The organism is Pseudomonas sp. P42, from assembly GCF_017973755.1.
GTDB classification, from domain to species: Bacteria; Pseudomonadota; Gammaproteobacteria; order Pseudomonadales; family Pseudomonadaceae; genus Aquipseudomonas; species Aquipseudomonas iridis.
Window position 1 is genome coordinate 526713 of record NZ_JACOPU010000003.1, and the last position, 13123, is coordinate 539835.

Here is a 13123-nt window from a genome sequence, read left to right on the forward strand (position 1 = left end):
CTCTTGTGGTTGTCAGGATTCGGACTCAAAGCTTAGTTGAGGATCTGCACATTCGCCCCCGAGCTAAAATACTGTCACACGACTGCAATAATTCCGTTATCTAATGCGGCGCAAGACAGTTAAATGACAAGAGGATTAAGGCATGGTTGGCAGGAGCATTCTGATCGTCGACGACGAAGCGCCCATTCGCGAAATGATCGCCGTGGCGTTGGAAATGGCCGGCTATGACTGCCTCGAGGCAGAAAACTCGCAGCAGGCCCACGCCATCATCGTCGACCGCAAGCCGGACCTGATCCTGCTCGACTGGATGCTGCCCGGCACCTCCGGCATCGAATTGGCCCGACGTTTGAAGCGTGACGAGCTGACCGGGGACATCCCGATCATCATGCTCACCGCCAAGGGCGAAGAGGACAACAAGATCCAGGGTCTTGAAGTCGGCGCCGATGACTACATCACCAAACCGTTTTCCCCACGCGAGCTGGTCGCCCGCCTCAAGGCCGTATTGCGCCGCGCCGGCCCGACCGATGGCGAAGCGCCAATCGAAGTCGGTGGCCTGTTGCTCGACCCGATCAGCCACCGCGTGACCATCGACGGCAAACCGGCCGAGATGGGCCCGACCGAATACCGTCTGCTGCAATTCTTCATGACCCACCAGGAACGCGCTTACACTCGCGGTCAGTTACTGGATCAGGTCTGGGGCGGCAACGTTTATGTTGAAGAGCGCACGGTCGACGTGCACATCCGACGCCTGCGCAAGGCCCTCGGCGACGCCTACGAAAATCTGGTACAAACCGTGCGTGGCACCGGCTACCGGTTCTCAACCAAAGCATAAAAAAACAGCTGCAAGCCAGGAGTTACAAGCGGCAAGTGAAAGCCGATCCGCTTTAGCTTGAAGCTTGCAGCTTGAAACTTGAAGCTGCGTTTAAGGACGCTCCGTGAATCAAAACTGGCATGGCACCCTGATTCGCCACATGCTGCTGCTGGTCACCGCCTGTCTGGTGATAGGCCTGATCACCGGCTATTACGGCTGGAGCCTCGCAGCGGGCCTGGGCATTTACCTGGCCTGGACACTCAAGCAATTGCTGCGCCTGCACGAGTGGTTGCGCCTGCACCAACCCGATGAAGCACCGCCCGATGGCTACGGACTGTGGGGAGAAGTGTTCGACAGCATTTATCACCTGCAACGCCGCGACCAACGAGTGCGCGGGCGCCTGCAAGCGGTGATCGACCGGGTTCAGGAGTCCACCGCCGCGCTGAAAGACGCGGTCATCATGCTGGACAGCGACGGCAACCTCGAATGGTGGAACCGCGCAGCCGAAACCCTGCTCGGACTCAAAACCCCACAGGACAGTGGCCAACCGGTGACGAACCTGGTGCGCCATCCGCGCTTCAAGGAATACTTCGAGCAGGACGCTTACGCAGAGCCGCTGGAAATCCCCTCGCCGACCAACGATCGCGTGCGCATTCAGCTCTACCTCACGCGCTACGGCAACAATGAACACTTGATGCTGGTGCGCGACGTTACGCGCATTCATCAACTGGAACAGATGCGCAAAGACTTCATCGCTAACGTCTCCCACGAATTGCGCACGCCGCTGACGGTGATCTGCGGCTATCTGGAAACCCTGCTCGACAACGTCGAAGAAGTGAACCCGCGCTGGAGCCGCGCCCTGCAGCAGATGCAACAACAGGGCGGGCGCATGCAGACGCTGCTAAACGACTTGTTGCTGCTGGCGAAGCTGGAAGCCACCGATTACCCGTCCGACAACCAACCGATACAGATCGACACGCTGTTGCAATCGATCACGAGCGACGCGCAGCAATTGTCCGGCTCGAAAAACCAGCGCATCACTCTGGAAGCCGACAGCAGCCTGTCGCTCAAAGGCAGCGAGGCGGAACTGCGCAGCGCATTTTCCAATCTGGTGTTCAACGCGGTGAAGTACACCCCGGCCGAGGGCAATATCCGCATTCGCTGGTGGGGCGACGATCAAGGCGCACACCTGAGCGTGCAGGATTCGGGGATCGGCATCGACAGCAAACACCTGCCGCGACTGACCGAACGCTTCTACCGTGTCGACTCCAGCCGCAACTCCAACACCGGCGGCACCGGGCTCGGTCTGGCCATCGTCAAACACGTGTTGTTGCGCCACCGCGCGCGCATGGAGATCAGCAGCGTGCCCGGCCACGGCAGCACGTTCACCTGCCATTTCGCCCCGGCTCAGGTCGCTTACGCACGGGCGATCAGCGCCGCCGAGTGATACCGGCCGGCACGCGCCACTAGGCAATCGCCAAGTCAGCCGCTACATTGGCTGACTTGTGCCTGCCTTTCAGGCGCGGCTTTTATCTCTTTTGAATCACACGGAACCCGCAAAACTCCATCATGGATCCTTCCCCTGGCTTGTCCCTCGCATCAATATTCGCCGATTTCGGCATGATCCTTTTTGCTCTGATCCTGGTTTTGCTCAACGGCTTTTTCGTTGCGGCAGAATTCGCCATGGTCAAACTGCGCTCGACCCGGGTCGAGGCCATCGCTGACAAGAACGGCTGGCGCGGGCACATCCTGCGCACCGTACACAGCCAGCTCGATGCGTACCTCTCGGCGTGTCAGCTCGGTATCACCCTCGCCTCGCTTGGTCTGGGCTGGGTCGGTGAGCCCGCGTTTGCGCATATTCTCGAACCGCTGCTGAGCGCGGTCGGCGTGCAATCGCCGGAGATCATCAAAGGCGTGTCGTTCTTCACCGCGTTTTTCATCATTTCCTATCTGCACATCGTGATCGGTGAGCTGGCGCCCAAATCCTGGGCGATCCGCAAACCCGAGCTGCTGTCGCTGTGGACAGCGGTGCCGCTGTACCTGTTCTACTGGGCGATGTACCCGGCGATCTACCTGCTCAACGCCAGCGCCAACGCGATTCTGCGTATCGCCGGCCAAGGTGAACCCGGCCCGCACCATGAACACCATTACAGCCGCGAAGAACTGAAACTGATCCTGCACTCCAGCCGTGGCCAGGACCCGAGCGATCAGGGCATGCGTGTTTTGGCCTCGGCAGTGGAGATGGGCGAACTGGAAGTGGTCGACTGGGCCAACTCCCGCGAAGACCTGATCACTCTGGAATTCAACGCGCCGCTCAAGGAAATTCTGGCGATGTTCCGTCGCCACAAGTTCAGCCGTTATCCGGTGTACGACAGCGAGCGCCAGGAGTTCGTCGGCCTGCTGCACATCAAGGATCTGCTGCTGGAACTGGCGGCGCTGGATCACATTCCCGAATCGTTCAACCTGGCTGAGCTGACCCGCCCGCTGGAGCGCGTGTCGCGGCACATGCCGCTGTCGCAGCTGCTGGAGCAGTTCCGCAAGGGTGGCTCGCACTTCGCCGTGGTCGAGGAGGCTGATGGCAACATCATCGGCTACCTGACCATGGAAGACGTGCTGGAAGTGCTGGTCGGCGATATTCAGGACGAACACCGCAAGGCTGAACGCGGCATTCTTGCCTATCAGCCGGGCAAGCTGCTGGTGCGCGGCGACACGCCGTTGTTCAAGGTTGAACGCCTGCTGGGAATCGACCTGGACCACATCGAAGCCGAAACCCTCGCCGGCCTGGTTTATGAAACCCTCAAACGGGTGCCGGAAGAGGAAGAAGTGCTGGAAGTCGAAGGCTTGCGGATCATCATCAAGAAGATGAAAGGGCCGAAGATTGTGCTGGCGAAGGTGTTGATGCTGGGTTGATCGACGGATCCGGCACCGCGCCGATCGCTTCGCGAGCAGGCTCGCTCCCACCCTGGAATGCATTTCAAATGTGGGAGCGAGCCTACTCTCGAAGGCGCCAGGTCTGACACCGCGTTACTGCTTGCCCAACGCAAAGTTGGGCAACGCCCCCAGCGGCTGGTTGAACTGATACGGAATCGACACCAGCCCCGCGCCGCTGTTGCGCTGCACCACAAAGTGCAGGTGCGGGCCACTGCTGTTGCCAGTGTTGCCCGACAGCGCCAACGGACTGCCCACCGTCACCCGCTGCCCTTCGCGCACACTCACCGAACCTTGCTTGAGATGCAGGTACACGCCCATCGTGCCGTCGTCATGCAGCACCCGCACGAAATTGCCGGACGCATCATTGCCGCGCCCACTCTGCGAATTCTCGGTCTTTACCACCACGCCGGCCCGCGCCGCGATGATCGGCGTGCCGACCGGCATGGCGATGTCCATCGCATATTTGTTCTTCGGCCCATAGTGGCTGTATTGACCGTTGGCACCCTGACTCAAGCGGAACGGCCCGCCACGCCACGGCAACGGATAACGGTAGCCCTGCGCCGTTCCGGCAGGATCGCCGAGGGAGTAGTGAAACTGCGGCGAATACACCAGTGGCTGGCCGCCGGACACCGCTCTGAGCAACGCCAACCGCGTATTGCTGCGCGCCGGCAGCACCCGGCGAATGGTTTGAGTCGGCGCGCCACGCACGTTGCTCAGCCCGGTAAACGCCAGCGCTATCTCAACCGGCGCATACAGGTCGTTGCGAACGAATACCACGTCGGCGCCTTTCTGTTTCTTGATGTCGAGGTAGACCTGGCGCTCGAGGCGCTCGACCATTCGGTCCTGAAACACGAACACCTTCGCACCTTTGCTCGGACGGTCGCTGTAAGAGACCACGCCGTTGGCATCGGTGGATTTGTAGATTGTCATCGCCACAGCCAGGTTGGAGGCCATGACCAAACCACAGAAAAACAGCAGTCGCGCGAGCATGGGCAAGAGTCTGTCGAAGTAAGGCCTGGGAAAGAGCCTAGCAGGTGAGACAAACCAGGGTAGTCGAGAGATGTTTCAAATTAGCCAGTCTGGAAAATGGACGCCGTAAGGGATGGCCCCTTCGCGAGCAGGCTCGCTCCCACATTTGGAATGCATTCCAAGGTGGGAGCGAGCCTGCTCGCGAAGACGGACCGTCAGGCGATAGAGATCACGCGCCAGGAACGAAGTGCTTCTGCGCCGTGCCGCGGGCGATCAGGCGGGAAATGTAGTCGAGTTTCTGCGCGTCCTGGTCGACGAAGCGGAACGTCAGTTGCAGCCATTCGCTGTCAGGTTTCTGCTCAAACGCAACGATGGCGTGCAGATAGCCATTGAGGCGAGCGATTTCGGCGTTGTCACCCTGCTCCAGATCGAGCACAGCGCTGTCGAGGATCTGCGGCAGGGTGTCGGTGCGTTTCACTACCAGCAGCGCTTCCTTGATGCTCAGGGCCTTGATCACACATTGCTGCGTGCCGCTCGGCAGGCGCAATTGGCCCTGACCGCGACCGCTGGCAGGCGAGGACGCAGCCGCAGGTGCCTTGACCGGCGGACTGTTGAGCAGGCCACGCGACGCGGCCGCCGCAGGTGCAGGCGCTGCGGCGACAGGCTTGGCAAACGGATTGACCGCCGCCGCAGCCGGGGCGCCGCCACCAATGACCGCTGCCTTGCCGCCGGTCAGGGCACTCAGGGAGTCGTTGCCGAATGCCGAGTTCATCTTGGTCGGCGCGCTGTTCATCAGGGTGTCGAGCTTGCCGACCTTGTTCAGTGCCTGCTTGACCTTGGTCAGCAGTTGTTCGTTGGTGAACGGCTTGCTGACATAGCCGGAAACGCCGGCCTGAATCGCCTGCACGACGTTTTCCTTGTCGCCACGGCTGGTGACCATGACAAACGGCATGGTCTTGAGATTGTCCTGCTCGCGGCACCAGGTCAGCAGTTCCAGACCCGACATTTCCGGCATTTCCCAGTCGCACAGGACCAGGTCGAAGGCTTCACGGGCGAGCATGGCCTGGGCCTTTTTGCCGTTGATGGCGTCCTCGGTGCGGATCCCCGGGAAATAATTACGCAGGCACTTTTTCACCAGGTCACGAATGAACGAAGCATCGTCCACAACCAACACACTGATCTTGCTCATCCAACACCCCTATTAAAATCCCGGCAAGCATAACGCTGGCTGATGGCACATTGCCAAAACTCTTCAGTCACGCCGGGACTTTTCGTTCGCGGGTGCTGCTTTTTAATTCGATTGATTCAAAAGCACCGGAAACAAAAACGCCCGGCCAAAGGGCCGGGCGCTTTTCTCAGGCAATCTTACTTATCGTCAGCAACGCCCGGAACATTAGCGGTTTCGCCGCTTGTGCCTTGAACTTCTTCCTTCATGCGCTTGAGGCCCATGTGGCGCACGTCGGTACCGCGCACCAGATAGATCACCAACTCGGAGATATTGCGCGCGTGGTCGCCGATGCGCTCCAGCGAACGCAGCACCCAGATGATGCTCAAGACGCGCGAGATAGAGCGCGGGTCTTCCATCATGTAGGTCGCCAGTTCACGCAGGGCGGTCTTGTATTCGCGGTCGATGATTTTGTCGTATTGCGCCACCGACAAGGCCAGATCGGCGTCGAAACGGGCAAACGCGTCCAACGCATCGCGGACCATGTTGCGCACCTGGTCGCCGATGTGGCGAACCTCGACGTAACCGCGCGGGGCTTCGCCTTCTTCGCACAACTGGATAGCGCGGCGGGCGATCTTGGTAGCTTCGTCGCCGATGCGTTCCAGGTCGATAACGGACTTGGAGATGCTGATGATCAGACGCAGGTCGGACGCCGCCGGCTGACGACGGGCCAGAATGCGCAGGCATTCTTCGTCGATGTTACGTTCCATCTGGTTGATCTGGTCGTCAATCTCGCGCACCTGCTGAGCCAGGCCGGAGTCGGCCTCGATCAATGCCGTGACCGCGTCGTTGACCTGCTTCTCGACCAGCCCGCCCATGGCCAGGAGGTGGCTGCGCACTTCCTCTAGCTCGGCGTTGAACTGCGCAGAGATGTGATGGGTAAGGCCTTCTTTAGAAATCATTGTTCGCTCCGCGAAAGTTGCAAGCTTCAAGCTGCAAGCTTCAAGCAGTTATGTATAAGTCCTGATATCGCACCGCATCTTTCTTGCCGCCTGAAGCTTGCGGCTTGCAGCTGTACGACTAGCCATACCGCCCCGTGATGTAGTCTTCAGTCTGCTTCTTGGCCGGATTGGTGAACAGCGTATCGGTATCGCCAAATTCCACCAGTTTGCCCATGTACATGAACGCCGTGTAGTCGGACACCCGCGCGGCTTGCTGCATGTTGTGGGTCACGATGACGATGGTGAACTTGGACTTCAGTTCGTAGATCAGCTCTTCGACTTTCAGCGTCGAGATCGGGTCGAGTGCCGAGCACGGTTCGTCGAGCAGCAGGACTTCCGGTTCAACCGCGATGGTGCGAGCGATCACCAGACGTTGCTGCTGACCACCGGACAGGCCGAGTGCCGACTCGTGCAGACGATCTTTTACTTCGTCCCACAGCGCCGCGCCTTTGAGGGCCCACTCAACGGCTTCGTCGAGGATGCGCTTCTTGTTGATGCCCTGGATGCGCAGACCGTAAACCACGTTTTCGTAGATGGTTTTCGGGAACGGGTTCGGCTTCTGGAACACCATGCCGACGCGACGACGCAGTTCGGCCACATCTTCGCCCTTGCGATAGATGTTGTTGCCGTACAGGTTGATCGCGCCTTCGACACGGCAGCCGTCAACCAGGTCGTTCATGCGGTTGAAAGTCCGTAGCAGCGTGGATTTGCCGCAGCCGGACGGGCCGATGAACGCGGTCACGCGCTGTTTCGGAATATTCATACTGACGTCGAACAGCGCTTGCTTCTCGCCGTAGTACAGGCTCAGGCCCGGCACTTCGATGGCAACGGTTTCCTGCTCGAGGTTCAGGCTCTGCTTGTCGCGGCCCAGGGCAGACATGTTGATGCCGTGGGTATGCGTTTCGTGCTGCATGGGATATCCCCTGTGCTAACAATCCGGTTTGTTGAACCGCTGGCCAAACCAGCGGGTAACGCAAATTCAGTTTTTGTCGCGGCCCTTGTGGGAGCTGGCTTGCCAGCGATGGCATCACTGCGGTGTAACTGAAACACCGCGTCGCCTGCATCGCTGGCAAGCCAGCTCCCACAGGGTTTTTCTTAACTGTCCAAAGCTTTGTATTTTTCACGCAGGTGGTTACGGATATACACCGCCGACAGGTTCAACGTCGCGATCACCAACACCAGCAACAGCGCCGTGGCATATACCAGCGGGCGTGCCGCTTCGACGTTCGGGCTCTGGAAGCCGACGTCATAGATATGAAAGCCCAGGTGCATGATCTTCTGGTCCAGGTGCAGGTACGGATAGTTGCCATCCACCGGCAGCGAAGGCGCCAGTTTCACCACACCCACCAGCATCAGCGGCGCCACTTCACCGGCGGCACGGGCCACCGCGAGGATCATGCCGGTCATCATCGCCGGACTGGCCATCGGGATGACGATCTTCCACAAGGTTTCAGCCTTGGTGGCGCCGAGGGCCAACGAGCCTTCACGCACGGTGCGAGGAATCCGCGCCAGACCTTCTTCAGTGGCCACGATCACCACTGGCACCGCCAGCAGCGCCAGCGTCAGCGAAGCCCAGAGCAGACCCGGCGTACCGAAGGTCGGTGCCGGCAACGCTTCCGGGAAGAACAAGCGGTCAACCGAACCGCCCAATACGTAAACGAAGAAGCCCAGGCCAAACACGCCGTAAACGATTGCCGGAACACCCGCCAGGTTGTTCACCGCGATCCGGATGATCCGCGTCAGGGTGTTCTGCTTGGCGTATTCACGCAGATACACCGCCGCCAGCACGCCAAACGGAGTCACGATCATCGCCATGATCAGCGTCATCATCACGGTGCCGAAAATCGCCGGGAAGATCCCGCCCTCGGTGTTCGCTTCACGCGGGTCGTCCGACAGGAACTCCCAGATCTTGCTGAAGTAGAAACCGACCTTGGTCAGAGTGCTCATCGCGTTCGGCTGGTAGGCGTGAACCACTTTGCCCAGATCGATTTGAATCTCTTTGCCGTTGGCATCGCGAGCGGTCAATGCGTCGCGGTTGAACTGCGCATGCAGGTCAGCCAGACGCGCTTCGATGTCTTGATAGCGGGCATTGAGTTCGGCACGCTCGGATTCCATGTCGGCTTGCGCGGCGGCGTCGAACTTGCCTTCAAGCTCCAGTTTGCGACTGTGCAGACGGATGCGCTCCAGCCCTGCGTTGATCGCGCCGATGTCGGATTTTTCCAGCGATTTCAGTTGCGCGGCCAGACCATTGACGCGGTCGATCCGCGCTTGCAGTTCAGGCCAGGCCGCTTCACCTTCAGCGATGACCTTGCCGTCCTGTTTGACGTTGACCAGGTAGCCGTAGAAATTGCCCCACTCGCGACGTTCGATCGCCATCAGTTCCGGCGGCGTCTTCTGGTTGGTCAACCACTCGCCGACGATCCAGGTGAAGTCGTTGCCGTTCAGGTCACGGTTGCCGACTTTGATCAGCTCGCGCGTCATGAATTCCGGGCCAGCGTCCGGCACCGGCAAACCGGCGCTCTTCAGACGGGCGCGGGGCACTTCTTCTTTCTGCACCACTTCGCCGACCACAAGGTGCTGGGCTTGGCCCGGCACGTCGTAGCTGGCGTGGATCAGATCCGCCGGCCAGAAGTGACCCAGACCGCGCACGGCAATCACCGCCAGCAGGCCAATGGTCATGATGACCGCGATGGACACCGCGCCACCGCTGATCCAGACGCCTGGGGCGCCGCTCTTGAACCATCCTTTCAGGGAGTTCTGTTTCACAGACTTCTACCTTTGCTTAAAGCGACGAGTATTTCTTGCGCAGACGCTGACGAATCAGTTCTGCCAGGGTGTTCATGACGAAGGTGAACAACAGCAGCACCAGCGCCGAGAGGAACAGCACGCGGTAGTGGCTGCCGCCGACTTCCGACTCGGGCATTTCCACCGCGACGTTGGCAGCCAGGGTGCGCAGGCCTTCGAACAGGTTCATTTCCATGACCGGGGTGTTACCGGTGGCCATCAGCACGATCATCGTTTCACCGACCGCACGGCCCATGCCGATCATCAGTGCCGAGAAGATGCCCGGGCTGGCGGTGAGGATCACCACGCGGGTCATGGTCTGCCACGGCGTGGCACCGAGAGCCAGCGAGCCGAGGGTCAGACCACGGGGCACGCTGAACACGGCGTCTTCGGCGATCGAGTAGATGTTCGGGATCACCGCAAAACCCATGGCCAGGCCAACTACCAGAGCGTTGCGCTGATCGTAGGTGATGCCCAGATCATGGGAGATCCACATGCGCATGTCGCCGCCGAAGAACCAGTTCTCCATGAACGGGCTCATGTACAGCGACAGCCAGCCCACAAACAGGATCACCGGAATCAGCAACGCACTTTCCCAGCCATCCGGAACTCTCAGGCGGATCGACTCAGGCAGACGGCTGAAGGTGAAACCGGCGACCAGAATGCCGATCGGCAGCAACATCAGCAGGCTGAAGATGCCCGGCAAATGTCCTTCTACATAAGGCGCGAGGAACAGACCGGCGAAGAAACCGAGGATCACCGTCGGCATCGCTTCCATCAGCTCGATGACCGGTTTGACCTTGCGGCGCATGCCCGGCGCCATGAAGTACGCGGTGTAGATCGCGGCGGCAACAGCCAGCGGCGCCGCCAGCAGCATCGCGTAGAACGCGGCTTTCAGGGTGCCGAAGGTCAGTGGCGACAGGCTCAGTTTCGGTTCGAAATCGGTGTTGGCCGCAGTCGATTGCCAGACGTATTTAGGCTCGTCGTAGTTCTCGTACCAGACCTTGCTCCACAGCGCGCTCCAGGACACTTCCGGGTGCGGGTTGTCGAGCAGCAGCGGTTGCAGCTTGCCGCCGGCTTCGACGATGACGCGGTTGGCGCGTGGCGACAGACCGAACAAGCCCTGGCCTTCAACAACCTGATCGACCAGCAAGGTACGGTGCGCGGTGCTGTGGAACACGCCGAGCTTGCCGTCGGCATCCAGCGCGAGGAAGCCTTTGCGGCGCTCTTCGGCGGTGATCTCAATGATTGGCGCCTTGCCCATCTGGAACGTACGAATCTGCTTCAGGCGCTGCTCGCCATCGGGGTCGCGGGCCATGAACCACTGGGCCAGACCACCTTTGGAGTCACCGACGATCAGCGAGATACCGCCGACCAGTTGCGTGGTCGCGGTGACTTCAGCGTCAGCGTTTTCGAGCAATTTGTAGCGACCGTTGAGGCTCTTGTCGCGCAGGCTGAACACGTCGGCCTGGGCACGACCGTTGACCACATACAGCCACTGCTGGCGCGGGTCGACGAAGATGTTTTTCACCGGCTCGGTCATCTGCGGCAGATCAATACGCTTCTGCTCGTTGGTGACTTCGCCAGTCATCATGTTTTCTTCGCTGGTCAGCGACAAAACATTGAGTTGCGAACCGGTCGAGCCCACCAGCATCAGGGTCGAATCAGTGGCATTGAGGCTGACGTGCTCCAGCGCACCGCCACTTTCGTTCAACGTGATCGGCGTGTTGCCGTACGGATACTCGATAGCCGGGCTGATGGTTTTCTTGCTGTCGGGGTAGCTGACTTTATAGGTGTGTCGGAACACCAGTGCCTGACCGTTGGACAAGCCTACGGCCACGAGCGGATGACCTGGCTGGTCTTTACCAATGGAGGTCACGGTTGCGCCTGCCGGCAACGGCAGATCGACGCGACTCAGTTCAGCACCACTGTCGATATCGAAGAACAGCGCCTGGCCATTGTCGGAAACGCGCATGGCCACCTGATTCTGTTCTTCGAGCGAAATCATCAGCGGCTTGCCGGCGTCCTGCATCCAGGCCGGGGTGATGGCATCATTCACGGTCAGATCGGCACCCTTGAACAGCGGCGCGACGACGTAGGCGAGGAAGAAAAAGATCAGGGTGATGGCTACCAGCACCGCCAGGCCGCCAACGAGGACGTACCAGCGGGTGAAGCGATCCTTGAGCGCGCGAATGCGGCGCTTGCGTTGCAGCTCAGGCGTATTGAAGTCAATGCGCTTGGGAGGATTTGTAGTCATGTTGGAATTGGCCAGATCATTCATGCGCTCACCCTAGCGATCCTGTATGACAGAAAGATGACAATGCAGTGACGCAGCAAATCCACCGCCAACAGAGCTGGCAGAGGATCGAAAATTTGAGAGGTGTATAAAAGGCCGGTCTGCGGGCAGATCCGGCCTTTCACCTGAGTCCGAAGGGGTTCACCCCGGACTCAATTTGTTACTTCTTGGCGACAGCGCCGCCTTCTTGCAGACCCAGGTCAGCCAGTGCTTTTGCAGCAACCTTGGCCGGCAGTGGGATGTAGCCGTCTTTCACAACCACTTCCTGACCCTGTTTGGACAGAATCAGTTTCACGAACTCGGCTTCCAGCGGGGCCAGAGGCTTGTTCGGGGCCTTGTTGACGTAAACGTAGAGGAAGCGCGACAGCGGGTACTTGCCGTTCAGGGCGTTTTCTTCGGTGTCTTCGATGAAATCGGTGCTGCCTTTCTTGGCCAGAGCTACCGTTTTCACGCTTGCGGTTTTGTAGCCGATGCCCGAGTAACCAACGCCGTTCAGCGAGGAGCTGATCGACTGCACGACCGAAGCCGAACCTGGTTGTTCGTTGACGTTTGGCTTGAAGTCGCCTTTGCACAAGGCTTCTTCTTTGAAGTAGCCATAGGTGCCCGATACCGAGTTACGACCGAACAGCTGAACCGGCTTGTTCGCCAGGTCGCCAGTCACACCCAGGTCACCCCAGGTTTTCACGTCGGTTTTAGCACCGCACAGGCGAGTGGACGAGAAGATCGCGTCGACTTGCTCCATGGTCAGACCCTTGATCGGGTTGTCCTTGTGTACGAATACAGCCAGGGCGTCCACGGCAACCGGGATAGCGGTTGGCTTGTAGCCATATTTGGTTTCGAAGGCTTGCAGCTCGTTATCCTTCATCTTGCGGCTCATCGGGCCCAGGTTAGCGGTGCCTTCAGTCAGCGCAGGTGGCGCGGTCGAAGAACCGGCGGCCTGAATCTGGATGTTTACGTTCGGGTATTCTTTTTTGTAGTTCTCAGCCCACAGGGTCATGAGGTTGGCCAGGGTATCGGAGCCGACGCTGGACAGGTTGCCCGACACACCGGTGGTCTTGGTGTAGCTCGGGATAGCAGGGTCAACAGCGGCAACCGCGTTGGCAGTCGCAACGCCAGCAGCGACAAAAGTCATTGCCGCCATCAAACGCTTCAGTTTCATGCCTTAC

At 59.6% G+C, this 13123-nt stretch carries 10 protein-coding genes; 3 read left to right on the forward strand and 7 right to left on the reverse strand.

Annotated elements, in window-relative coordinates:
- Window positions 1-142: 142 nt before the first annotated feature.
- The 3 genes from phoB to H8B20_RS11840 all read left to right on the forward strand — a co-directional run bounded on the left by phoB (window position 143) and on the right by H8B20_RS11840 (window position 3721).
- The gene (gene phoB, locus H8B20_RS11830; protein ID WP_007896474.1) at window positions 143-832 is read left to right on the forward strand and encodes a phosphate regulon transcriptional regulator PhoB; all 690 of its coding nucleotides are present in this window, start codon (window positions 143-145) and stop codon (window positions 830-832) included.
- A 139-nt stretch (window positions 833-971) separates the two neighbouring features.
- Entirely contained in the window at window positions 972-2258 is a 1287-nt protein-coding gene (gene phoR / locus H8B20_RS11835) for a phosphate regulon sensor histidine kinase PhoR (RefSeq protein WP_215729332.1), read from the forward strand.
- A gap of 122 nt (window positions 2259-2380) precedes the next feature.
- A complete protein-coding gene (locus tag H8B20_RS11840) occupies window positions 2381-3721 on the forward strand; it encodes a hemolysin family protein (protein ID WP_042561813.1) in 1341 nt (446 codons plus the stop codon).
- 114 nt (window positions 3722-3835) lie between these two features.
- Here the strand turns inward: H8B20_RS11840 and H8B20_RS11845 are convergent, their stop codons facing one another.
- The 7 genes from H8B20_RS11845 to H8B20_RS11875 form a co-directional block, all read right to left on the reverse strand.
- On the reverse strand, window positions 3836-4732 hold the full coding sequence (locus H8B20_RS11845; protein WP_047304232.1) for a peptidoglycan DD-metalloendopeptidase family protein: 897 nt from the start codon (window positions 4730-4732) through the stop codon (window positions 3836-3838).
- 208 nt (window positions 4733-4940) lie between these two features.
- Window positions 4941-5900 (reverse strand): response regulator, encoded by a 960-nt coding sequence (locus tag H8B20_RS11850; RefSeq protein ID WP_150688301.1) that lies wholly within the window; start codon window positions 5898-5900, stop codon window positions 4941-4943.
- Window positions 5901-6076: 176 nt separating this feature from the next.
- Complete coding sequence (gene phoU, locus H8B20_RS11855) at window positions 6077-6838, reverse strand: phosphate signaling complex protein PhoU (protein WP_042561816.1); 762 nt, start codon at window positions 6836-6838, stop codon at window positions 6077-6079.
- A gap of 118 nt (window positions 6839-6956) precedes the next feature.
- Window positions 6957-7790, reverse strand: a complete 834-nt coding sequence (pstB, locus tag H8B20_RS11860; RefSeq protein WP_042561817.1) for a phosphate ABC transporter ATP-binding protein PstB — start codon at window positions 7788-7790, stop codon at window positions 6957-6959.
- A 182-nt stretch (window positions 7791-7972) separates the two neighbouring features.
- On the reverse strand, window positions 7973-9643 hold the full coding sequence (gene pstA / locus H8B20_RS11865; RefSeq protein WP_042561818.1) for a phosphate ABC transporter permease PstA: 1671 nt from the start codon (window positions 9641-9643) through the stop codon (window positions 7973-7975).
- A gap of 16 nt (window positions 9644-9659) precedes the next feature.
- Window positions 9660-11693: an ABC transporter permease subunit gene (locus H8B20_RS11870; RefSeq protein WP_210623349.1), complete on the reverse strand. Its 2034-nt coding sequence runs from the start codon at window positions 11691-11693 to the stop codon at window positions 9660-9662.
- 424 nt (window positions 11694-12117) lie between these two features.
- Window positions 12118-13116, reverse strand: coding sequence for a phosphate ABC transporter substrate-binding protein PstS (locus tag H8B20_RS11875; RefSeq protein ID WP_042561820.1), 999 nt, complete (start codon window positions 13114-13116; stop codon window positions 12118-12120).
- Window positions 13117-13123 lie beyond the last annotated feature (7 nt).

What these genes read in the sequence shown, in the direction of transcription:
- H8B20_RS11850 (WP_150688301.1), bottom strand. Translation starts at nt 5,900, where the DNA reads ATGAGCAAGATCAGTGTGTTGGTTGTGGACGATGCTTCGTTCATTCGT.
- phoR (WP_215729332.1), top strand. Translation starts at nt 972, where the DNA reads ATGCTGCTGCTGGTCACCGCCTGTCTGGTGATAGGCCTGATCACCGGC.
- H8B20_RS11870 (WP_210623349.1), bottom strand. Translation starts at nt 11,693, where the DNA reads ATGCAGGACGCCGGCAAGCCGCTGATGATTTCGCTCGAAGAACAGAAT.
- H8B20_RS11875 (WP_042561820.1), bottom strand. Translation starts at nt 13,116, where the DNA reads ATGAAACTGAAGCGTTTGATGGCGGCAATGACTTTTGTCGCTGCTGGC.
- phoU (WP_042561816.1), bottom strand. Translation starts at nt 6,838, where the DNA reads ATGATTTCTAAAGAAGGCCTTACCCATCACATCTCTGCGCAGTTCAAC.
- pstB (WP_042561817.1), bottom strand. Translation starts at nt 7,790, where the DNA reads ATGCAGCACGAAACGCATACCCACGGCATCAACATGTCTGCCCTGGGC.
- phoB (WP_007896474.1), top strand. Translation starts at nt 143, where the DNA reads ATGGTTGGCAGGAGCATTCTGATCGTCGACGACGAAGCGCCCATTCGC.
- H8B20_RS11840 (WP_042561813.1), top strand. Translation starts at nt 2,381, where the DNA reads ATGGATCCTTCCCCTGGCTTGTCCCTCGCATCAATATTCGCCGATTTC.
- H8B20_RS11845 (WP_047304232.1), bottom strand. Translation starts at nt 4,732, where the DNA reads ATGCTCGCGCGACTGCTGTTTTTCTGTGGTTTGGTCATGGCCTCCAAC.